Annotated in this window: 13 protein-coding genes; 7 read left to right on the plus strand and 6 right to left on the minus strand. The window is 63.6% G+C overall.

All coding sequences use genetic code 11. The annotated features are described in order from the left end of the window. Positions 1–35 precede the first annotated feature (35 nt). Both AC5Y3Z_RS08505 and AC5Y3Z_RS08510 read left to right on the plus strand, forming a co-directional pair. Positions 36–461 carry a protease inhibitor I42 family protein gene (locus AC5Y3Z_RS08505; protein ID WP_463824613.1) on the plus strand — a complete coding sequence of 142 codons (426 nt, stop codon included), beginning with the start codon at positions 36–38 and terminating at the stop codon, positions 459–461. Next, the gene (locus AC5Y3Z_RS08510; protein WP_463824612.1) at positions 458–1,156 is read left to right on the plus strand and encodes a mycothiol-dependent nitroreductase Rv2466c family protein; all 699 of its coding nucleotides are present in this window, start codon (positions 458–460) and stop codon (positions 1,154–1,156) included. Before AC5Y3Z_RS08505 ends, AC5Y3Z_RS08510 begins: the two co-directional genes overlap by 4 nt. Here the strand turns inward: AC5Y3Z_RS08510 and AC5Y3Z_RS08515 are convergent. Continuing rightward, on the minus strand, positions 1,136–2,281 hold the full coding sequence (locus tag AC5Y3Z_RS08515) for an acyl-CoA dehydrogenase family protein (RefSeq protein ID WP_463824611.1): 1,146 nt from the start codon (positions 2,279–2,281) through the stop codon (positions 1,136–1,138). The two genes, AC5Y3Z_RS08510 and AC5Y3Z_RS08515, sit on opposite strands and share 21 nt — an antisense overlap. 25 nt (positions 2,282–2,306) lie before the next feature. Further along, complete coding sequence (locus AC5Y3Z_RS08520) at positions 2,307–2,867, minus strand: TetR/AcrR family transcriptional regulator (RefSeq protein WP_463824610.1); 561 nt, start codon at positions 2,865–2,867, stop codon at positions 2,307–2,309. An 81-nt stretch (positions 2,868–2,948) separates the two neighbouring features. Between AC5Y3Z_RS08520 and AC5Y3Z_RS08525 the strand changes: the two genes are divergently transcribed. The 5 genes from AC5Y3Z_RS08525 (at position 2,949) to AC5Y3Z_RS08545 (ending at position 7,899) form a co-directional block, all read left to right on the plus strand. After that, entirely contained in the window at positions 2,949–4,436 is a 1,488-nt protein-coding gene (locus AC5Y3Z_RS08525) for a serine/threonine-protein kinase (RefSeq protein WP_463824609.1), read from the plus strand. A 262-nt stretch (positions 4,437–4,698) separates the two neighbouring features. Next, positions 4,699–5,925: a M24 family metallopeptidase gene (locus AC5Y3Z_RS08530; protein ID WP_463824608.1), complete on the plus strand. Its 1,227-nt coding sequence runs from the start codon at positions 4,699–4,701 to the stop codon at positions 5,923–5,925. Continuing rightward, positions 5,922–7,082: a M24 family metallopeptidase gene (locus AC5Y3Z_RS08535; RefSeq protein ID WP_463824607.1), complete on the plus strand. Its 1,161-nt coding sequence runs from the start codon at positions 5,922–5,924 to the stop codon at positions 7,080–7,082. Before AC5Y3Z_RS08530 ends, AC5Y3Z_RS08535 begins: the two co-directional genes overlap by 4 nt. Further along, positions 7,082–7,534: a VOC family protein gene (locus AC5Y3Z_RS08540; RefSeq protein ID WP_463824606.1), complete on the plus strand. Its 453-nt coding sequence runs from the start codon at positions 7,082–7,084 to the stop codon at positions 7,532–7,534. Before AC5Y3Z_RS08535 ends, AC5Y3Z_RS08540 begins: the two co-directional genes overlap by 1 nt. A gap of 98 nt (positions 7,535–7,632) precedes the next feature. Then, positions 7,633–7,899, plus strand: a complete 267-nt coding sequence (locus tag AC5Y3Z_RS08545; protein ID WP_463824605.1) for a hypothetical protein — start codon at positions 7,633–7,635, stop codon at positions 7,897–7,899. A gap of 23 nt (positions 7,900–7,922) precedes the next feature. On the opposite strand, the gene AC5Y3Z_RS08550 is transcribed toward AC5Y3Z_RS08545, so the two are convergent. The 4 genes from AC5Y3Z_RS08550 to AC5Y3Z_RS08565 form a co-directional block, all read right to left on the minus strand. Beyond that, positions 7,923–9,494: a serine/threonine-protein kinase gene (locus tag AC5Y3Z_RS08550; RefSeq protein WP_463824604.1), complete on the minus strand. Its 1,572-nt coding sequence runs from the start codon at positions 9,492–9,494 to the stop codon at positions 7,923–7,925. A 350-nt stretch (positions 9,495–9,844) separates the two neighbouring features. Then, positions 9,845–11,200 carry a hypothetical protein gene (locus AC5Y3Z_RS08555; protein WP_463824603.1) on the minus strand — a complete coding sequence of 452 codons (1,356 nt, stop codon included), beginning with the start codon at positions 11,198–11,200 and terminating at the stop codon, positions 9,845–9,847. Continuing rightward, entirely contained in the window at positions 11,178–17,603 is a 6,426-nt protein-coding gene (locus AC5Y3Z_RS08560) for an SNF2-related protein (protein WP_463824602.1), read from the minus strand. The genes AC5Y3Z_RS08555 and AC5Y3Z_RS08560 overlap by 23 nt, the downstream gene beginning before the upstream one ends. Continuing rightward, on the minus strand, positions 17,596–22,833 hold the full coding sequence (locus AC5Y3Z_RS08565; protein WP_463824601.1) for a RecQ family ATP-dependent DNA helicase: 5,238 nt from the start codon (positions 22,831–22,833) through the stop codon (positions 17,596–17,598). The genes AC5Y3Z_RS08560 and AC5Y3Z_RS08565 overlap by 8 nt, the downstream gene beginning before the upstream one ends. Positions 22,834–22,916 lie beyond the last annotated feature (83 nt).

Genomic DNA, 22,916 nt, shown 5'->3' on the forward strand with positions numbered 1-22,916 from the left:
ACCGGACTGGGGCGGTGAACGGTTAGGGTGCACTGATGAAGGTCAGGCTGCTGGCGGTGGCGACCGTGCTGGTGATGCTATCGGGGTGTTCGAGTCCGGGCAGGGCATCGACCAACGCCATCGACGTGTCCATGGACGAAGTGTTGAAGCAGAACGCCATTACTCGGGATGTCACTCTGTCGGTGGGCGACACACTCAAGGTCTCGCTGGGCGCCAACCACAGCACTCCTTATCGTTGGACACCCGATCCGAAGATCGCCGACGGCGCGGTCCTGACGCAGACCGGTCACGAATACGTCCGGGGTAGCACCGACCGGGTGGGTGCACCAGGCACTGAGGTCTGGACGTTCACCGCGTCGACCGCCGGGACGACCACACTCGTCGCCGATTACGGTTCCATCGTCGGTGATGCCCCGCCTACATGCACGTTCACCGCCAATGTGGCGGTGCGCCAGCCGTGACCACCGTCGATTTCCACTTCGACCCGATGTGCCCGTTCGCCTTCCAGACGTCGGTATGGATCCGTGCAGTGCGTGCGCAGCTGGGGATCACCATCGACTGGCGGTTCTTCAGTCTTGAAGAGATCAACCGGGTGGAGGGCAAAAAACATCCCTGGGAACGGGATTGGTCATACGGCTGGTCGCTGATGCGGATCGGCGCGTTGTTGAGACGCTCGGATATGGACCTGCTCGATCGCTGGTATGCCGCAATCGGACACGAACTGCACACGTTGGGTGGCAAGCCGCATGATCCCGATGTCGCCCGCAGGTTGTTGGTTTCGATCGGTGTCGACGACACGATTCTCGATGCGGCACTAGCGGATTCGACGACCCACGATGAGGTACACACCGAGCATCAACGGGTCGTCGACGCGGGAGGCTTCGGGGTGCCGACGCTGTTTATCAATGGCCAGTGCCTGTTCGGGCCGGTGTTGGTAGATCCGCCGACAGGGGACGGGGCGGTCAAGTTGTGGAACGTCGTCACCGGCATGGTGGAATTGCCGCACGTCTATGAAATTCAGCGTCCCAAGTCCGCCGTCGACGCCGAGTTGATCGGCCGCAGTTTGCGGCCCTACCTGGACGGTCGTGACTGGGTCAGCATCAACCGCGGTGAGGTGATCGACTTGACGAGGATTTCAGACCATGGCCAGCGGTGAGATCTTAAGCCCGATTGCCAAGGCGCCGGCCAGTTCTCGGCTGGCGTCGTAGTCGAAGATCACATGGCCGCTGAGCACGTCGATGTCGCGCTTGGCCCGCTGCAGCGGATTGTTCAGAAAATGTGCACTCGCGCCGGAAGCCTCGAGTAGGTGGCCGACCACCGCACGGGATTCTGTCACGACATGGGCGGCGGCCAAGCGGGCGTCAGCCCGCACGGTACGCGGAACCCGTTCTCCGGCTTGCAGAAGCGTCTCGATCCGGTTAATCGTGTCGGCCACCAAACCGTGTAGCGCGCGCAACCGAACCCGAGCTTCACCCAGCCTCGCCTGCGCCGCGGGCCTGTCTTTCTGCTTGCTGCCCTCATAGGCGATGACGCTCTCGCAGAGCCGGTCGGTGAACAGATCGACCACTCGCTCGGCAGTACCCAATGCCGGCATCGACGCGAGGAATGCCAGGGCGGGCACCATCGGCCAGCGATAGAGGGTCGTGTCGTGCAGCAGCGCTCCCGGCGCGGTGCCGCCGTAGATATCGGTGACCTTGACGAGTCGGTGCTCGGGAACGAAGGCGTTCTCGACCACGATGTCATTGGAGCCGGTGGCGCGCATGCCGTCGGTCTGCCAAACGTCGACGATCTGATAGTCCTCGGCAGGCACCAGCACCAACGCGGGATAAATCCCGTCGTCGGGTCCGCAGAGCGCACCGACGATGGTCCAGTTGCCTTCCATCACCCCGGTGGCCCACGACCAGCGACCGGTGAGCCGGACGCCCCCGGCAGTCGGTGTGCCGCGCCCGGTCGGGGCCAGCGGCGAGGAGGCCAGGAATGGAATGGATGCGAAACCGTCCGCCTGCGCCCGCTCGCCGAACAGTGCCAACATCCAGTTGTGCAGAGTGAAGAAACCCGCTGTCCAGGCGGTCGAGGTGCAACCGTGGGCGAGCCGGCGGACTGGATCCAGGATCGCCTGGAAGTCAGCCTGCTGACCGCCGAATCGGGCAGGCTTGAGCAAATCGAGCAGACCTGACTCGTGCAATTCCTTGACGGTGTCAGCTGGTAGTCGCCGAAGTTCTTCGGCCTCTCGGGCGCGTTGCTGAATCCGTTGCACGAAGTCGTCGGAAATGACGGTCACTGCGACACCATACCTTTTGGTATGTTCACTGCCGCAACATGAAGTCGAGAAAGGCCTCATGGTGCAACCATTTCCGGGGCGACGGACCGGTCAGGTGCAGCAGTCCCACGCCGGCGGCGAAGGTGGTGTTAGCGCGCAGTTCGGCTTCATCGTCGTCGAAGCCATAGTCGCGGAATGCTTGGCGCACTGCGCTGAGTAGCCGGCGGTCCGCCTTCTGGACCGCATCGGCGACGGCCGTATCAGAGCGAGCCCATTCGCGCATGGCCCGTTCCAGTGACCATTGTCTCGGCTGTACCAGCGACGTCATCATCCGGGACAGGCGGTCCCGCGCCGGGATGTCGCGCAGCTGTTCGATATCGCGACGGTCTTCATCTTTGAGCTGGGCCCAGGATTCGATCATCGTCTGACGGTAGGTCGCCATGTCGACGAAGTGCCAGTAAAAGCTGCCTTTTGTGACGTGCAGTCGCGCGCAGAGGCGGTCGAGTTTGAGTGCGTTGAGGCCTTCGTCGGCGATGATCGCGTAGCCGGCCTGCAACCAGTCGTCGACGGTCAGCCGACTGCTGCTCGACGTGCGACCGGTCGCCATGGAATCGCAGCCTACGTATCGTCGCCGAATAACGGGGGCCCTGGATGGGAACCCTGGTATCTGCCAGGAAAGGACACGTGCATGACGTCGCCGCACAGCGGCTCACTACTCGGTACCCGGTTCGGACCCTATGAATTGCGGTCCCTGATCGGCGCGGGCGGAATGGGCGAGGTGTACCGGGCCTATGACACCGCCCGAGGGCGCATGGTTGCGGTCAAATTGCTGCGCCGAGAACTGGCGGCGGACCCGGCGTACCAGGAACGTTTCCGGCGAGAGTGCCGATTGGCGGCGCGGCTGCAGGAACCGCATGTCATCCCCGTGCACGACTTCGGTCAGATCGACGGCGTGCTATTCATCGACATGCGCCTGGTCGACGGAGGCACCCTCAAAGACCTGCTGCACGAGCGCGGTGCGCTCGATCCGGCACACGCGGCGTTGATCACGACGCAGGTGGCCTCGGCTCTGGATGCGGCGCATGCCGACGGCCTGGTACACCGCGACGTCAAGCCGGAAAACATCCTCCTCACCGCCGACAACTTTGCCTATCTCGTCGATTTCGGCATTGCTCAGGCGGGCGGTGACCCGAGTATGACGGCGGCGACAGGCTCGTTGCTCGGCTCGTGCGGTTACATGGCGCCGGAACGGTTCACCGGTGACCGGGTGGGTGCGCAGACCGACGTCTACTCGTTGACGTGCGTGCTCTACGAATGTCTCACTGGCGAAAAGCCTTTCGAGGTACCCGAGATTCACCAGCTGATCAGTGCACACATGTTCTCGGCGCCGCCCCGACCCAGCATCATGCGCCGGGGAATCGACCGGTCCTTCGACGACATCGTCGCCACCGGAATGGCCAAACAGTCTGCGGCACGGTTTGCTTCGGCAGGTGAGTTGGCGACGGCGGTTCGCTTGGCGGCCGGGTCCAACGTGGCACCAGTTCCCGCCCCGGTTGCGGCCATCGCACCGGCTGTGCCACGTCGCACGGTGCGCACCCGGCCGTTCCGGGTGCAATACCCGAACCCGGACGCTACCGGCAACAGTCCTTACCCCGTCCCGCCACCGCCACGGCCGGTGGTCCAGAAGTCTGGCCGGGGACCGGTTCTGGTGGGCGGGCTGGCGGCGGCGATGCTGGTCGTCGCGGCTGTGCTGGCCGGCATCTTGGCGTTCGGCTCCGGATCTGTACGCGATACCGCGGTGCCGGGTGCATCGACATCGCCTGCGTCGCAGTCGTTGTCGCTGTCCGGCCCGGTCGATGGTGCCGACGAATTGGGCTTCGTCGGCCACCCGGCAAGATGCGACGTCGGAAACCCTCCGGCAGCGGTGGTGCGAACCGCCCAGTCCCTGGCGGTGATCTGCCAAACCGGGTCGCAGAGCTACTACTACCGCGGTGAACGGATCCGGGACGGGGCCAACATCGAACTCCGTAACGCGGTGCGGGTCTCCGATGGATTCGATGTGACCAACCCGTCCAACGGAGTTCGTTATGAGATTCGGCCGCGACAGCTTTCGATCATCAGCGGCGATCATGTGGATTCCGCCGAGCCGGTGTTGCAGTACGCCACATCACGTTAGCGGCGATATGCGTGTTGAGAATTCTTGCGCCTGTTCCGCCAGGAACGGCTTGAACTTGTGGCATGTGCCAGGCGGTAGGCGCCGTCGACTTCGTTGATGTCCAGTGCGGGTTGGCCCTCGGGCCGCGGGACGCCCATCGGATACCTTCCCGGGCGAACTAGTGGACGCCTCCGCGGTTCGTCGGCGGTGCCACGCCTCCGGCGCTCGATTGTCACTGGGCTATCTTTGCGTTATTACGCTGTTCGGCCGCGCGGAGAAGTGGGTGGGCGTCATCAAGGACTGGGCAGCGGGAGCCACCATCGGCGGATTGCAGATCCCTGACCGGCCCGATCTCGCACGGATGCGGCGGGATCGGTATGCCCGGCTACAGTCCCAGCTCTCGTCGCAGCGGCTGGATGGCCTGGTCTTACTCGCATCCACCTCGGTGACGTACGCGACCGGTGCCGCGATGCCGGCCATGGACGGCGACCGGGCGGCACTGTTCCGCGCGGTCGCGATCGTGGTCAAGGGCGAGCCGATGCCCCACCTCTACTCGATCGTCGCCGACGGGGTTCCGCTCGGTGTGCACCTGCACCCACCGTTGTTTCCCGATCTCGACGACGGGATCGATGCATTCGCCGCTGCTGTGGCAGACCATTTCCCGACTGGTGCCCGGGTGGGAATCGACCACTTGTCACACGCGATGGTCCGCCGATTGCAGGGTGTTTCATGGGTGGACGCCGCCGGCGTGATGGGTGCGGTCAAATTGGTCAAGACGGTGGACGAAATCGCGTGCGTCCGGGAGGCGCAGCGGCTCAACGAACTGGCGATGGAAGCAGCGTTGCAGGCGTTGCGGATCGGACTGCGCCAGAACGACTTGAGTGCGGTGTTCCTGCGCCACGTGTTCGAGTTGGGGGCTTCGGCAGGCGGCATCGACCCGATCTTTCAGGTGATGCCACCACGGCGGTCACAGGGCCCATGGACGTTGCACGGTGACCTCGCATACCCGACGGTCACCACCGACCGCTTCCTGCGGTACGGCGACGTCATCTGGGTGGATGCCGGGATCATGTGGGAGGGGTACGCATCGGGCTACGGACGTACCTGGATCACCGGACGACACCCGAATGCAACTGAGCTCGCCCAGTTTCGCCGCTGGCGCGCCGTCGTCGATGCGTGTCTGGAGGTCCTGGCACCGGGACTGAATGGCCAGCAACTCTGTCAGGCGGCCATCGATGCCAACAATGGTGTCCGGCCGTGGCTTTCGCACCTCTACCTGGCACACGGGGTGGGCGTCGACAATGCCGAAATGCCGCTTTTCGGAACCGACCTGGGCAACGAATTCGACGCGGGCTTGGCTCTTCAGCCGGGCATGGTCGTGGTGCTGGAACCGGTGATCTGGGAGGACGGCGCGGCGGGATTCCGCGCCGCGGACATCGTGGCCGTGACCGATCGGGGCTGGGTCAAGCTGAGTGGTTCCAACTACCAGCCCTTCGGGTGTGCCCCGTGACCCCGGTGCCGCGCGATCCAGGGGTGCGCGTCGGGACGATGAGCCTGGAGGACGGTGCCCGGATCGACTTCGGCTGGCTGCGTGGCGAGCGGCGGCTGAAAGTGCTGTCGGGCATGGAAACTCACGATCTGGATGCGTTGATTCTCAGCGGTCCGGGAAACGTGCATTACGTGTCCGGTGCCCGGCTGCTGGGCCGGGCCGGGGTGCTGCCCTTCACCCCGCTGGCCGTGGTGGTGCGCTCGACTGGACGTGTCCATTTGCTGTCGTCGTGGGACGAGGGCGTCCCGCCGGAAATCGGTCGCGAGGACCTGTACGGGATGAGCTGGAACCCGAGGAAGCTGATGGCGTCGGTGGCGTCGATACCCGGGATGCGAAAAGCCAAGCGGATCGGTACCGATGGAACCTCGCCGTCGTTCGTGTTACTGGCCGGGCTGGCCAAACTCGGGGAGATAGTGGACGCCGGGCCGCTGATGGAGGCCGCACGCCGGGTGAAGACGGCTGAGGAGATCACCTGTCTGCACGTGGCATCCGCAATATCGGAGTCGGCCCTGGGTGCGCTGGAGGCCGCGTTGCAGCCAGGCGTTACCGAGCGGGAGTTGCTCGGGGTCTACTACGCGTCGATCGCGGCGCTGGGATCGCCCGTTGCACCCTCGGAAAGTGTTTGTTTCGCAACGCCTTTGAGTGGATCGGTGCCTTTCCGGCACCTGGCCACAGACCGACCAGTGCGGGAGGGGGAGTTGATTGTCCTGGCGCCCGGGGCACTGTATGCGGGATACGAAGCTGGGTTGGCCTGCACGCGGATGGTCGGTGGGTCGAGGTCTGTTCGGGCTGCCGCGCTGCTGACGGCGTGCTCGTCAGGTTTGGATGCGCTGGTGGCTGCGTGCCGGCCCGGGGTTACCGGTGCCGATCTGTATCGGGCCTGGGAGCGGTTGGGTCGTGGTGAGCCGGCGGTGTTGTTGGCCCATGGGCTGGGCTTGGGTGCGGAGGCGCCGGCGATCGGCCTGGGACGCGGTCTGAACGCGTCATTGGCGGAAGGGATGGTGTTGAGCGTGCAGTCCTGGGTGACCGAAGCTGGTGTCGGAGGGTGTCTGGAACGTGCCACGGTCCTGATCGGCAGTGCGCGTGGCACCGTGTTGTCCCGCTACGGGAGGTCGTAATGGGTTCGCAGTCGGTCGTTTTCAACCATGTCGGTTTGTGCGTCCGGAGCAGGGAGCGGTCGCGCAGGTTCTACGAGGGCCTGCTCGGATTCGAGTACTGGTGGGAGTTGGACGCGCCGGAGGAGGGGACTGCTCAGCTGCTGCAGCTGCCCCGGCCGGTGGGGTTGCATGCGACCTATCTGGTCAGGGACGGGCTGGTGCTGGAGCTGCTGGACTACTCGGGGCGTGTGGTGTCCGGTGGCGGCGAGCGGACCATGGATCAGGTCGGGTTGACCCACATCTCCTTCTCGGTGTCAAACCTGGCGGCGGTACTGGATCGCGTCGGCGACTTCGGGGGCGAGGTGGTCGACGGTACGGTGTCCGCGGGATCAGCGATGGTCAGGGATCCGGACGGGCAGTTGCTGGAGTTGTTGACGGACGGGTGGATGCAGGTGTTGCCGGCGCGTCCGTAGGGCCGCTTCGCCGCCCGAACCGAAATCCCCGGACATTTTATTCTTCCTTGCGCGCGCCTCACCGAAAAGTCTCAACTAGAGCTTTAACCTTTCGATCCATGACCGTTCGGGGGTGCCTGCACTTACCAGAGCTCGAGATTCTCTCGGCACTGGACTTTGACACCGAGATTCCGTGTATCTGCCAGAAGTTCTGCAACGAAGCTGAGCATCCGGCCGATTGGTGGATCACCCTGTCGTGTGGTTGCCGATACCCGTTCTGCAAGAAAGCGTTACAAATCTCCAAGATCCGGTTGAAAGTGCGGTCGCTGACGTGCCGGTTGTGCTCGGCACCGGACATCACCATCCGGAGCGTGAAGCGCGCCTAGCCAGCTGGGCTCTGACTGGCGATTCAGTTGTACGCCGTGCTCTGCGCCACCGGGTGCGTCGTGCTGATGAGCTTGGCGATGCAGTGATCGCGGTCGAATCCCCTGCTGCTGCACCATGACAACGCGCCCCTGGCGTCGCTGAAGCTGTACCCCGCGATGGTCACCCAGTAGTTCGATTCTGAGAACGTCGACCAGTCGCCGGACCACAGCAGCTTGGCGTTGTAGAGCGATCGCAGCCGCTCGTGCTCCTGTAACGCCATCGCGTTGTCCCAGGCGACGCCACCCTCGACGGTGCCCGGACGCTTGGAGCTGAGCTGCGGAACCCATTTGTTGGCGGCTTCCGATGCAATCAGGGAGCGGTCGAGGTTGACGTATTGGCGCAATTGCTGCTCGGCCGTCTGTGCCTGCGCCGCGGTCGTGGTCGGAATCGCCACCGAGCGTGTCGTCGTCGGCGTCGTAGTTTGGTCAGTCGGCTGAGCCGTCGTCTCGTAAGCGGGTTGCGTCGAAGTTGGATAGGCGACCGCCGAGGAGGGGTAGTCCGAACCCGAGTTGCGGTTCGCCACGACCGCGACCGTGAGGACGACGACGACCACCACCAGTGCGGCCGCGAGCGCGGCCAGCGTGGGCACCAGGTACCGGCGCGCATCCTGCCCCGGTGGGGCAGCGAAATATGTTGGCGCAGAGCTGAATTGCCTGTTGAAATGCTGATTGTTGCGCGGTGGGGGTTGATACTGCGATGCGAAAACCGTGTGATCGGGACCCGCTGTCGGCCTGGGTGTCGACAAGGCGCGCTTGGCCGCGCGCGCAAATGCGCCGGCGCTGCCGTAGCGATCGTCGGGGTGTTTGGCCATGCCGCGGGCGATCACCTCGTCGAGGGCCGGCGGAATCGTGGACCTGGCCATACTGGGCCGCGGCGGCGGCGACGACAAGTGAGCCGCTATCACCTGCTCGGTGTTGCCGACGAAGGGCTGACGACCGGTCAATGCCTCGTAGAGGACACAGGCCAGCGCATACACGTCCACCGCCGGTGTTGCGGGCGCTGCGCTGTTCAGTCGTTCGGTCGCCATGTAGGCGAAGCTGCCTACCTGATAGCCCGTGACGGTCAGATGACTCTCTCCGGGTGTCTCGGCGATGCCGAAGTCGACCAGGTACGCGAAGTCGTCGGCGGTGACCATGATGTTCTGCGGCTTGACGTCGCGATGGATCAGCCCGTTGGCATGCGCGGCGTCCAGCGCTGCCGCCACCTGGCTGATGATCTCGACGGCACGTGTCGGCGTGAGGACCTGCGTGGCGATGATCTCGTGCAAGGTCTGGCCCTGGACCAGCCGCATGTCGATGTACAGCGTGTGGTCGATCTCGCCCCAGTCGTGAATCGGAATGACGTGTGGCTCCTGCAAGATCGCCGCCGCCCGCGACTCACGCAGGAATCGCTCCCGGAACGTCGCGTCGCCGGCCAACTGTTCGCTGAGTACCTTCAGCGCGACGGGCCGGCGCTTGTCGGTGTCGAATGCCTCATACACCTCACCCATACCGCCCTTGCCGAGCAGTCGGTGAATCTCGTACTTACCGAACGTCCCGCCCACAAGTGTTTCCATCGGATTCTGCCTTCCTCCCCGCAGTCAGTATGCGACAGGGGTGTGACACCCGTCAGGCGTTTGCCGAGAAAGCTCGGCCGCGGATGCTCAGTGGTGTGTTTAGAGCTGAGTGCCGCTATCAATTTTCGTAGAAGCCGCTGTCAGGGAGGTGCGGAGGGCTGGGTTTCCGAAACGGGTGTGGCTGATGTGACACTTGTGCCGTGGTGGCCGTCGGTTTGCTGGCTCTCCCGTCGCGGCGGCCCGATGTGAGACGGCTCGGACGGATGCCCGTCGCCAGGTCGTAAGCAACTCGAGTCAGCGACGCCGGCGGCGGGTCAGAGCGGACGTTCATCCATGTACCGACGGGCGCGTCAGCGCAGGTCCACCCAGGACGTCGCAACCTGTATGTACTTGCCATGAGTCGCGATCTGGGACCAGTCGACGTTGTCGCCGAAGGGCAGGTATTCCTCGGCGCGGTTGGTGACCGTCGTGTACCAGTTACCGGAGTAGTCGCCAGTTTCACAGATGTTTATTGCGGCCAAGTACAGACCGGTGATGGTGAAGCGTACGACTGCCAGGTGTTGGACCACCCGTTCGTCGTAGCCGGGAGTTATTGGCGCCCACGCGGTAACGATCCTGAACTGACGAACTTTTGGTGCCAGGTCGCGCCACGTCATGACTTCGTTGACTGATCCCCAGTCGTCAGTGGCGGTGGTCACCCATTGATCACCGCGGCGTACGGCGACATAGTTGTAGCGGCCACCACCCTTGTCGAATCGAACGACTGATCCGTCGATGGGCTCCACCGCAAACGGCCTCGTTGCCGTGCCTTTCGTCGGGAGGGGAGCAAGCTCCTTCTGCATTGCGCTGAGGTCGTAACTCAATGGATCAGCCCGCTCGGGTACGAGCGCGGGCACCGTGCGGGGATCACCGTCCAATAGTTCAGGCGTCGCTTCGCTTGCCTTGATTGCACAGATCCGAACCTCGGCGGCGACCTTCGATCCCCTGATGTCGGCCCAGCACACGGTAAGCAAGCCGCGGTCTCTCAGGTGCTTGATCATCGGAAGAAACTTTTGACTGGTCTGGGGCGTGAGTTGACCGATCTGCTCGTTGTTGATGCGTACTCCCACAAGCGATTTCCGGCCTTCTCTGCCAAGCTCGCGGAGCGTGACGAACAGAACTCCACGGCCGCTTTTCGGAACATGCTTCAACAGGGCGTCGTAGTGCTCGTCTTCCCGGGTGACCTGGACAATCGACGAGCGCGGCAGCATCGTGTAGGGCTCTGTAGGCGGAATGTTGAACGGCAACGCACTTTCGGGATCGCCCAACGAAATCTGCGCGGTGGCATGGAATTCGATCCCGTCCCAATTGTCATATTCGGATGCCCACACCCTGCCTTTGGTCGTGGGCAGGAATCCCGAAGCGACAACTCGCCGCACGACTCCGGCCCAGCGGGGCGCAACCTCAGCTCCGAGGTAGCCGATCGTGTGCCCGTCGACGCGAACTGAGATAGCCGATTGCCCCCGTGACCCGTTTGGTTCCGGTACCAGAACCGCTGTGATGTCGAATGTTTGTCCGTCGCCCGCCCAGTCCGCGGGTAGGAGACTACGGAGCGCCGGCAAGAAAGCCGGTTCCACCTCCAGTTCGTGATCGCACCAGCGCTCATCGGTCCACAGGCTGAAGAACCTCGGCATCTGCCACTCCTTACAGCTGGCCCGCTCGCTCATCGAAAAACCTCGACACCGACGGAGGCACCGGAGTCGACTTGTCGTTGCCCTTGCGCAGCCATTGGTGATCGGACTTCTCAACGACGATTACATGATGCGCATCAGCACCGATCAGCATGCCTTTGGTCGAGACGAAACGACCGTGCTGGCGCGCTTCCTTATGCGTGGGCGGACGAACGTTCAGACATGCCGGACAAAGCAGTAGGCTTTCGAATGATTTTGTCGCACAACGTTTGCAGAGCGCTGACTCGCAGCAGTGGCACGCGGTCATCCCCTCCGTGCACATCGCGCAAACTCGTTCGCCGCAGTAAATGCAATACCCGTTGTCAGGGCCGAAGTGGCCCTCCCTGTCAATGACACCCACGTCGAGCGGACACCCGGTGGTGCAGTCGAGTTGGCGTGCATCGGTCCGGGCAGGGCCGAGATCGACCGCATGCCACCAAAGACGACCTCGTTCGTCGGTGACTGATTCCTCGACGCGAGCCGCGATTGTCAGGGCGGCCCGATACCGTCGGTTCTGCCATCGTATTTTCATGGCAGTGGCGAACCTCGACGGCAGCGCACCGAACTCGGGAGTAGATGCCATTGCGTCCGGCATCCAGATAGCGAACGCACGCTGGGTGCTGTCAGGCGACACACGCATACCCGTTGGTTTGATCGACCCGACGGGTCGCACCTTTCGATCAAACTCGACCGCGTTGAGCACAGACGAGTAGGTGATCTTGTTCGGATCGATGAAGTCCCTGACCTCGTCCGCGTCATCAACGCCCAGTGACCGGGATAGTGCGGTTGCCCATACTGCCAGCGGCGATTCAACAATGGTGTGCCACGATGTTTGCCCGGCGATTCGGATCCCCAGTACGAGGAGTGAAGCGAGACCCGCCACCACGGCCTCGGCAGCTTCCGAAGCTGCGTGGGCATGAATCGTCGGATTCGGATTCCAGCCCTCGCCCACCCACGCCCAGTCGGTTGACTCATCGATCCAGGGGCTGAGCGAATCGTCAAAGCCGGATCGTCCAATGGTCCGATCGACCAGTCCGGACGGTGTGATGATCACGTCCTGCCCGACCCGGTTCCACCACATCGTCAGTTCGATCGGGTCGACCGGTTGCGTACCCTGCAATACGCGTTGCAGTTCGGCAGGTGCCGGTCCTGTAGCGCTGGGCAGCATGCTGGGCGGCTCGAACTCGTCGAGGATCACCTGCGCCAGAACGGCTTCGGTGCTGGGGAACCATTGCAACCGCTTGCCCTGGGCATGATCGTCCAAAGCCCACGACGCATAGAAGAAACGTTGCGACTGCACCACCACATGCGGCGTGTCGAGAGTGGCCTCGGCATCGAGCGGTTCAATCACCGGGGCGACCTGCACGCCGAATCTGCGGCTCGCAGCCAAACGAAGACGATAGTCGTCGCTGATCTCGTTGCAGCCGAATGCAACCCAGCGATCGACTACGCCGTCCCGCAGCACAATCCGCTCGGCAGTCTCACCGCGGTTCAGCACCACGATCGTCGCGTCCGAGTCGGTGCCGATGAGCACCATTGCACCGGCCGCGGCCAGGTCCGTCGGCAAGTCCCGCAACTGCTCGTCCGTGGCGGGAACCAACTGACCGCATGCCGAACATGTTTCGCCCGATCGGCAATCACCGCACATATCTCGGGCGCAGATCGAGCAGGCCCGCACTTGCGGGTCTCGACCACAGTCCGTGCACGCCGCCGCCCCACACACCAGACACTGTCTGGACGAGACCTGGTATGTGGCCGACAAGCAACGCCGACACACCTGTGCCGAACAACCCGGACACGCCACACCAGCCCGCCCATCTACCGGATCACAGGCCCCACATGCCCAGGTTTCGCACGCAGCGCACTGTGCGGACGTACCAGCGGCATAGAAGTGGCCCTCTCGGCAGACACCAAAATCGTTGAGCCGGAACTTGATATCGTCGAGTTTCGGTGCGACGGGCACACCGTCGAAAGTTCGGTAGAGGTGCGCAGCGGTCCCGTGTCCGCGCCATGTCTCGTGGACCTCGTATCCCGTGCACACCACCGCGGTGAATGCGCGACGCGCCCGCTCGAGGAGATGCCTACCGACATCGGGGGGCATCGCATTGGCATCGAGATTGTCTGTCTGTTGACCTGCTACTCCCAAGGCGACAAGTGAGCTACGTTCTGCCGGAACCAATTCGACACCTGGTTCGACTGCGGCGATCTCGGCGACGGGCTCCAGGCGGCGTTCCGCCAGCTCGCATTCTGAGGGGGACAGCACGCCCTTAACCGGCATCCGTTGCGCGTCCGCTAGTTGACCGACACGACCGCCCGGAGCGCCGAGAGTGCACAGCACATTGTGCCAGGCCAGTTGTTCCCCGAGCGAAGCGGAGTCGGGTACGGCGACCCAGTTGGTCACCGTCGCTGCTGCATTGGTGTCGTGCATCGTCACCAGGACGGCCTCGTTGCGGCACTGCACGGATATCTGCAATCCAGCGAGTCCGGCCTCGGCAAGAATCGTGCTGTCTGCGGGTGGGCTGCGCCAGTGCACGGGCACCGTCTGCTCGTCAACCACTTTCCAACCGGATGCGTCGTCGGATTGAACTATCCGCTCGAGGAGATGATCCGGCTGTAGCCAGACTTCATGATGCCGAGGCCGACGGGTCAGCATGATGGCCGGGGGCGTCGGCGGCGGTGCTTCCGCGCGCAGGATCGCCAGCAGTTGGGCCAGCCCAGCGGAACTTTCACCCGCCACGGCCGGCGTCTCATGCGCAGGCAGCTCGCTCGCATCGAAGTCGTCGATCACGGAACCGTCCCGGTCGGCACGGGAGAGTTCGATGTCGACGGTGCCGGTGCTGCGCATCAGCAGGCTGGCCGAGTCCAGAGGCTGCGGGCGGTCGCTCAAGTCCCGCAGTACCAGTCCGATGTCTGCGGGAAACCCATTCTGGGCAGCGTAGGAGCGCAGGCCAATTCGGCGCGGATCGCCGACATCCTCGTCGCGGACAACCAGTGACGGCACCGGGTGCCCCGGTCGCATCAACCGGGCAACACGGTCGCCGACGACAAGCGTCGCACCTCGATTGAGGCGCCACGCCACCCCGAAATTGTCGTCGAGCTCGGGCGCCCGCTCAGGCTCCCCGCACCCAAGACACAGTTCACCGGTGAATTTGCGGCACAGGCCGCAACACGACAGACCGCACACTGTGCAGTCGGCAAACACCCCATCGTCACCGCACGCCCGGCACAGCGTGTTGTCACAGGAGCCGCATTGCACGCCTTCTGATTCGTCGATCAGGTGGGAATCGCAGCACAGGTCGAGAATGGTGATGGTCCGTTGCGACGCAGCGCTTTTGATCTTCGGCGGCCTCGGCAGTCCCCATTCGTAGGTCAATGCGGCCTCACAACCGCGTGGGCCAACCCAGGTTTCTTCGATCAGCCAGTCGTTCTCGTCGAGAATGAAGGCCAGCATCTTGGCGCGGGCCCGGATATCGGGGACCCGGCTGAGTCGGTCTTCCTCGGAACTCAGCGCATTCCGCAGGCGCTGCTGGTCGTCGGGGCCGGCCTCACTGATCTGCGCCAGGTAGGCGGTCTGGATGCGCTGAAGCTCCCGCCGGCGCTCAGCGGTCACTTCTTCTGCCATGTCTTGTCTGAGGGCGTCGAGCGTATCAGCGGCTGCACGCTCGAACTCGGTGATGAGTTGTGTTGGTTTGCCGAATGCCACTGGCAGGGACTCGCCATCCTGCAACGGCCGGCGGGGCAACTTAGCCTTCTTGCGGGCGTTGATGTCGGCGGTGACAACGTATTCGGTCAACTCGGTTTCACCGATGGTGGTCCGGAACGTCGCCTGCCCGCTCCACGTCCCCGCTGAGACAAACCGTCGTTGTACGAGCCTGATGTTGGGGCTATGCCGCAGCGGACTGGGTCCTGGATCCTCCGGAATCACCGGGACGGTCGCGTGCATGTCGCCGCGCATCTTGAGCAAACCGAGCAACTCGTCGAAGATTGGAGACCCGACGGCACACAGTTCGGCGTCCGGATGCTGTTCCATGCCAAGGCGATCGAATGCCACATGCAGCAGCTCGCGTCCGTCGAGTTCCTCGGCGACGACGGCGTTGAACTGGACGGTCAAGAACGCGCCTTCCCCCTCGCCGGTGTCGTGGACGACTTGTGCGTCGAGTGCTTTGAAAACCTCCCGTACCCATTTCTGAACTTTGCGCTGCCGCTTGCGTGCACGTTCGGCGACTTCCGGAGCCAATTCGTTGCTGCCGGCCTTCGTGAGTTCCTTTCGATGCTCAAAAGCTCCTGCCATCCAGCTGCTTTGACCGCTGTCGGCCGCGATCAGCGTCTTTGCGCGCTGACGCGCATCGGTAAGCTCGGAACCCAGCTTTGACAACAGCCGCTCCATCCGAGTGTCATCCTCGGCGAAAAGCGCTTCCAGCACGCGAGATTCGAATGTCGCGGACTTCGACTCGTCGAGCTCACCCAGGATTGTCGTCACCTGTCCGAACAGCAACTCGAACATGCGCAGCTTCTCAGCGAGCAACCGGTAGACCTGCTCGTCGATGGTGTTGCGCGCGAACAGGTTCGCTACGAACACCTCGTCGCGGGGCTGGGTGAGGCGGTCCACACGTCCGATTCGCTGCTCGATTCGCATCGGATTCCAGGGCAGGTCGTAGTTGAGAACGCAGTTGCAGAATTGCAGGTTCTGGCCTTCGGCTCCGGCATCGGTAGAGATCATGATCGGTGCCGCGCCCGATCGGAACGCGGCAACAGTAGCTGCGCGCTCACCGGTGGACATCGAACCATGGAAGGCGCGCGCGTCGAGACCCTCCTGCCCGAGCCGACGCAGCAAGCCGGTCACGGTGTCGGTGTGCTGGGTGAAGATCAACACGCGCCCGTGTTCGCGCACCCACTCGCTGGTGATGCGCAGCGCGGCGTCCTCGCGAGCAGAGTGTTGGATGTCCATGGCGAGATGCCCGAGCTCCTGCAGTGCAACGCGCACCCTCTGATCGGGGTGCCGATCCGCCATGCGCAGCGCAGTCGTCCCCATCGAGAACGGGCTAGCGGTCAACCGCAGTGCCAGGCTGCGCCGGCGCATAGTGTCGGCCGGGTCGCGCATGATGTTGCGCAGTAGCTCAGTGCTCAACGCGTAGAGTTCGTGCTCCCGCGGCCCGAGATCGATCGGCACGTCACTTGGTCGCCGTTTGACGCGATCTACTCCGGCCTGGGCTCGCGTGGTGCGGATCATTGCGCTGCTGATGAGGCGGCGCAGCGCCGCGGGATCGTTGGGTGTGCGGGGGTCGTTGCCGCGCATGTACTGGCGCCTGAATTCGCCTACCGAGCGGAAAGTTCCGGGCCGGAGAAGCTCGATCAGGCGATACAACTCGAGCAAGTCATTCTGTATGGGCGTGGCGGTCAGGAAGAATGCGTAACGGCACTGGGTGGTCAGTGCGGTGATGAGTTCCCGCCTCTTGCGGGCGCCCGAGCCGGCGGCGCGGTGGGCCTCGTCGACGATCACGATGTCCCAGGCCTTTGTGGTGAGTTTGTCGACCGCGCGGGCGCCCAAGGTCAGGCTGAGGATGAGCTTGTCCTGGTTGCCGAGTTGAGTCCCGCTGAGTGCCACGTCGAAGGACAGATCAAACTTGCTGCTCATCTCGTCGCGCCACTGTTCACGCAGGGGGGCGGGGCACAAGATGAGGACACGCTTCGCCAAACCGCGCAGCGTGAGCTCCTTGATCGCGAACCCGGCCTCGATGGTCTTTCCCAGCCCGACTTCGTCGGCCAATACTGCGCGGCCGCGTAGCCGGGAAAGCGCATGACGTGCAACGGCTTCTTGGTGCGGCATTCGTTCGACGTTGGCGACGTCCACCGCCAGCAACTCGTCGAAGTTGTCCAGCGTTGCCAGCTTTTCGCCCTGCAGCCGAAGCTTCACCAGATCCAAGGTGTCGAATCCGGCGCCCTCGAGCTGTTCGGTGAGGAGCTCCCGCGCTGACGTAAGGAACCCTACGGCTCTGTTTTCCTTCGTACTCCAGTCATATTCGGAGTCGGGGTGAAACTGCCGGTCTACTGTCCTCCTGCGAGCCGCCTTACGAGCGGCTCGGGTCTTCTTTCGCGGCACATCACGGTCATTGATCAGCGTTGCCGTGCCCGGCGGGAGCACCGCCAGTCGATATACCTGATCGACTGCCCGCAGCCGTAGCAGACCATTATCCTGACCGTGCTCTTGGAGCCGCTCAAGCAGCATTTCACCACTGATTTTGCGGCTGCGCCCGCTCCATTGAGCGATGAATTGTTCTCCTTCGAGCTCGATGGTGATGCTGGTGCTGTGCTCGGGCAGCAGTAGCGCTGTGCGCTCATTCGCGGTTACAACGAGCTCGCCGGTCTCGAGCAACTGGTGGGTGATTCGCTTCTCAATCATGTTGCGTGAAGGGAACTCCGAGGGTTTGTGCACCCAGTTCGGTCACCACGAGTGATTGGTATGCGCTCGTAGATCCATCGCGTTGGACCGCTCGGCGCTGGATCAGGTTCTTGCCGATGCACTGTTGCACTGCCGTGTCCCAGCGCTTTTCACCATTGCGGACATGTCGCAGCGAGCCGAACTGTGGGCAGCTCAGGACACCCTGGCCCAGCGGCCGGCCTTCGCCGAGAGACTCTTTGCCGAGCACCGCTGCCCGCAGGCTGGCCTCGCCGTAGCTGCCGCGTTTAAAGCTTGACGCCCAGGCCACTGCTTGCAGGACGATGAGTTCGGCGTTGACGAGCAGCTCGGGATCGGCGACGAGATGATCCGGTAGTGCGGACCACGGCGCGGAAGCTCCGTTGCAGACATCGCATTCGGTGATAGCGCGACTGGCGCAATCGGCGACTTCGTCACCGAAGTGCTTAGCCACGGCCACTCGTCGGCACATCGATTCATCGGTGGCATAGTCGATAATCGCCTGGAGGCGCCGGCGCTGCCATTCGTTCCAGCGCGCCGATTCTCTGGCCAGCTCGACCCGAGGCGCGACCCTGCTGAACAACTCGACCCGGCGCAGTCTGCGGGAGCTGGAGAAGGTGACGAGCCGATCGAGGCTCCACTCGATCAGTCGCTGCTCCAAAACGTCCGGGTCGTAGCCACGCTTGTCCTTGAGCTCCTGGAAATCCAGCTGCACGCGGACATTGGGCCGAGCCCGATTGGCTTGATAGAACAACTCGCGAAACAGACGGCGTTCGTCTCCGGAATCAGGTTCCTTGAAACCGACATCCACGGTCCCACGTGCAGAGCAGTCGAGGCCCTGTTTGAGCACCCCGACCCGTTCGAGCCGCGCGATATTGATGTTGAGTTCGTCGTCGTCGATGGCGAGCGCGTCCGCCATCTCGTCGACGTCGAAGACGCGGCTCTTGCCGCGTTCCGGGCACTCCCACAATGCGGTGAGCAACCGTTGGGTCAACTCGGCGTCCGCTGTCGACTCGTGAGAACTGATCAAACCTCTGCGGAAGCCGATGTCGCGCCGGGTATACAACAGCAGGCAGTCTCCGGTGAGGTCACGTTTGCGTGCGGCTCTGCCGGCCTCCTGCGCGTATCCGTCGAGGGAGTCCGGCAAGTCGTAATGGACGACCCAGCCGATATTCGGCTTGTTGATACCCATCCCGAAAGCCTTGGTGGCGACGATGATTCGGGCGGTGTCAGAGTCGAAGTCCTCTTGCACCGCGTCACGTTGCTCGGGGACCATCCCCGCGTGGTAGGGCCGTGCGGCGTGGCCGGCGCGCCGCAACAGCGCTGCGATCTCCTCGGCGAGTGCACGCCGGGTGACATAAACGATTCCCGGTTGTTTGTCCGCCCAGGCGACAAACCTGAGCAGTTCGCGGCTGCGTTCCCGGTCGCTGCTGCACAGCACGACCCGGAAACGCAGGTTCGGCCGGTCGCTGGGTTCCCGTACCAATACCGGATCCTGCATCTGCAGTGCGGAGTTGATGTCGGTTTCGACTTCGGGTGTGGCCGTGGCGGTGAGACCAGCTCGCGGCGGCCGCGCGTCGAACGTTGCGACCGAGGCCGGGACCTGACGGAACTCGGGTCGAAAATCGTGTCCCCACACTGAGACACAGTGCGCCTCGTCGACGACCACACGGTTGAGTTGCTGCCTGCCCAATGCTCCGCGCAGCACCGGGTCGCGCGCTAGACGTTCCGGAGAAACGTAGAGGAGTCGCACCCGTCCCTCGGCGGTGTCACGCAAGATCTCGGTCTGCACCACCTTCGACGTCCCGCCGGTGATGCCCTGGACGGGTCGGATGCCGCGGCGGCCCCGCAGGTCGTTCATCTGGTCTTTGATCAACGCGATCAATGGCGACACGATCACCGTGGCACGCGCCTCCGGCGCCAACAACGCAGGCAATTGATAGCACAACGACTTTCCGAAACCGGTGGGCAGCACCGCCAGGAAATCTCTGCCGTCCACGAAAGCGCGCATAACCTCCAGCTGCTTGGGATGGAGATCGGCGATTCCGAAAAGCCTTTCCGCGGCCTCAATGAATTTGGCGGTCGGATCCTCGCCCGGAATGAGGCGCAGATCCTCCAGCAACTGGGTGACGTCGTCGCGGCCCAATGCAATTGCCGTGCTCAAATCGGGTTTAGAACCCGTGACGAACTCGATCGCGCGGGTCCAGGCGTCGTCGCGGTCGAACGCCTCATGGACGGTCGGCCCGGGCAGGGAATCGAGGATCACGCGTTGTGCCTGGGTGGGGGAGTGGAGCCGACGGTCGCACACAAACGCCGCGCCGCGGTCTTGTTCGTTACGGATCAGACGCCCGAAGCCTTGCGTGAACTGCATTGCGGTCAAAGGCAATACGTAGTCGAGGAAGGGGTCACCGCCACGCTCGGCGATCGCTCGCTGCCGGGCGGCCACGAGCGGATTGTCCGGATGCGGGTAGGGCGGCTTCTCCAGGAACAGGTACGACAGCGTTTCGCCGGGTGCGTCGAAGCCTTCCCAGTAGGACTTCAAGCCGTACAGTACGGTTCCGGGTTCGGAGCGAAATCGGTGCAGGATCTGCGACCGCCCTTGTTCACCTTGGACGAGGAGGTCGACGCCGCGTTCCGCCAACTCGGCGGCATGCGCTTTGACCTGCGCCGCAACAATTTCCATGCGTGTGCGGGCGGTGAATAGAGTAAGTGTCTTCCCGCCGGACAGCGAGAGGAATCCGGTCTGGTCGGCGGCCATCTCCTCGCAGAACTCGCGCTCGTTCGACGGGATCGGTACCGGCAGATGATTGGTGAGGATGAACAGCGACTGCTTTGGGTAGTCGAACGGCGACGGCAGGGTCAGAGCCCGGAAGCTCCCGTCCGCAGGCTCTGGGTCGATCCGGATACCCAGTCGCGAGGCGAGGTAGTCAAAGCGGTGCTGCACTGTGAGCGTTGCCGAGCACAGCACCGTCGAATGGGTTTGGTCGACGATCGCCTGCTGAAATCGCGGAAACACGTGAATTGGGATGCGCTCGTACGTCCAGGCCGCGGGATCGTCGGGTTCGGCGGCGATTTGGTAGACCCACAGGTGGTCGTCCGGGAGTTCGTTGAGAGTGCCCAGCACCTCAATGGCTGTATCGAGCCTTTCGATGTGACCGCGCAAGCGCCGTCGCGCAGAGGATGTTCCGTTGACGTCGGTCAGGGACAGACTCAGTGCGGTGACTGCCTTTCGGAACTGGATCAGCCAATACCGGGTACTGGACGCGGTTTGCCGCAGATCCCGGAACTCAGGGCGGCCGGTGACGACACCGCCGCGTAGCACCGCGGAGACCGAGTCCCCTGCGTACTCGTGCAGGTAAGTGGCGATCGCCGCAGCCAATTCGTCTCTGCAACCGAAGATTTCAGCGCCGGCCGACCGCAGGGCTTGAATGTTCTGTCCCACGGTCTCGTCGCCACCCGCCCGGGATCTGACCTCACGCACCAGCTTCGATTGCGGTGAAAGGCTATTGACCAGGATTTGGAGTTCGAGGGCATCCACGCGTTGGGTCCACGCGGCAGTCAGGCTGTCTTCCAGGGCATGTGCCTCGTCGAAAACGAGATCGGCGCGGCCGTCGGTGAGAACATCGCCGGGAGCGCGGCCGCCGGCCTCCCCGGTCCAGCTGGCAATGAGAGCGTGGTTCACCGAGAGCACTCCCGGTGTTTTCTCCATGCCCGTGGTCTGCTGGATGAGTGGGCAGGTATGAGCCCATTTGCAATTCGCGCGGTCACATCCGCTCGCGGTTGTGCGCAATCGTGCCCGGGTGCGCGCGTAGTGTGCGTCTCCATGGCGGAGGACGTGGTCGGTGACGTCATCCCAGGTGCCAGTCGGGGATGCAGTGATCGCGCGGATAGCGACAGCCATCGCGAGCGCTGAGGACTCACGGTCGGACAGCGCGTCTTCGAGTTCTCGTGCGCAGACGTAGTTGCCGACGCCTTGAACCTGTCGGAACGGAGCCCGCAGCAACCCCTCGTCACGCAAGCGTGCGGCTTCGTTGCGAAGCTGACCCTGCAGTGCCTTGGTAGCGGTGGCGACGACCACCGGTCGTCCGGGCCTGGAGGCGCGCCCCAGTGCGGGCAGCAGGTAGGCGAGTGACTTTCCTGTTCCGGTCGGAGCTTCAACCGCCAGGCGCCCACCACCGTCGACGACCTCGGCAACGGCCTGAGCCATCTCACGCTGCGCAGGCCGAGGTCGCCGGTCCGGCCTGGACAGGAGCAGCGCCAGGTCATCGCGAGCTGCCGACCACGCGTCGGAAGCCGGGGAACCCGTTGGCATCAACAACGGATCGGGTGCACGGGCCAAGGCAGTTAATTGCGGTGCCGCTGCCAGCGCCGGCAGCAAGGCGACCAGCGGGTGATCGAACGCTTCGAGCGTCGCGATCACCAGCTGCCAGGCTGGCTGCCGAATATCGACAGCGGCCAGCAGTCGCTGGACGACCGCAGCGGTGGCGATGGCGTCCGACAACGCGTGATGCGGATTAGGGTTGGCGATGCCGTAGCGGTCAGTGAGATCCGCCAACGACCGGTTGGGCATCGCAACGTCGATCAATGTCGAAAGGTGCAGAGAGTCGACACACGCCGGAAATTGCGGCGGATCCAGACCAGCCCGGCGGCTTGCCTTCTCCACGAATTGCCGATCGAACGCGAGCAGGTTGTGCCCGACAAGGACGTCGATGTCATTGAACGCGGCGTTAACCGCGTGTAGCGCCTGGCCTAGGGAAACGCCCCCCTTTGCATCAGGACTTTCCGTCCCTGACAGGACGGTGAAATCCAGGATGGGGATGCCGTCCAGGCGCACCAGCGCGATTTCCACAATGTCGTCTGTGGCCTGATCGAGCCCGGTGGTCTCGATGTCGAGGACCGCGACCCGGTCCGCAGGGACACGACGCACGCGTGTCGGTCGGTACCAATCGGTATCGGTGAGCGTGTCGTTGTTGGAGTGGTCGGCTTCCGAGTAGGAGACGAATTGCTTGGAGGCGACGGCGAGCAACCCGTCTGCGTTCAGTTGGAAGCGATTCGGATATAGATCCGGAAGCTGGGCGAGACGCTCGATTCTTTGGTGGAATCCTTGCAACCTGAGCAGTTCCAAAAGGGCAGCCGTTGACTGCGGGCCCTGCTCCACGAGGATCTGGTGTGCCGCCTGGAAGGCCGGAGGCATCGGCCGACGTAGCTCAGTCATCCACATCCTCCGCTGCGCGGAACAAGAAGCGCATTTCCCGAACCTTACTTAGCGGCGCCGACAAAGTGAGCGGTTTTGCCGAC

It is taken from the genome of Mycobacterium sp. NGS61 (assembly GCF_059812325.1).

Coding starts and splice junctions, on each gene's coding strand:
- AC5Y3Z_RS08505 (WP_463824613.1), top strand. CDS start 36: ATGAAGGTCAGGCTGCTGGCGGTGGCGACCGTGCTGGTGATGCTATCG.
- AC5Y3Z_RS08520 (WP_463824610.1), bottom strand. CDS start 2,867: ATGGCGACCGGTCGCACGTCGAGCAGCAGTCGGCTGACCGTCGACGAC.
- AC5Y3Z_RS08525 (WP_463824609.1), top strand. CDS start 2,949: ATGACGTCGCCGCACAGCGGCTCACTACTCGGTACCCGGTTCGGACCC.
- AC5Y3Z_RS08540 (WP_463824606.1), top strand. CDS start 7,082: ATGGGTTCGCAGTCGGTCGTTTTCAACCATGTCGGTTTGTGCGTCCGG.
- AC5Y3Z_RS08545 (WP_463824605.1), top strand. CDS start 7,633: ATGACCGTTCGGGGGTGCCTGCACTTACCAGAGCTCGAGATTCTCTCG.
- AC5Y3Z_RS08550 (WP_463824604.1), bottom strand. CDS start 9,494: ATGGAAACACTTGTGGGCGGGACGTTCGGTAAGTACGAGATTCACCGA.
- AC5Y3Z_RS08555 (WP_463824603.1), bottom strand. CDS start 11,200: ATGAGCGAGCGGGCCAGCTGTAAGGAGTGGCAGATGCCGAGGTTCTTC.
- AC5Y3Z_RS08560 (WP_463824602.1), bottom strand. CDS start 17,603: ATGATTGAGAAGCGAATCACCCACCAGTTGCTCGAGACCGGCGAGCTC.
- AC5Y3Z_RS08565 (WP_463824601.1), bottom strand. CDS start 22,833: ATGACTGAGCTACGTCGGCCGATGCCTCCGGCCTTCCAGGCGGCACAC.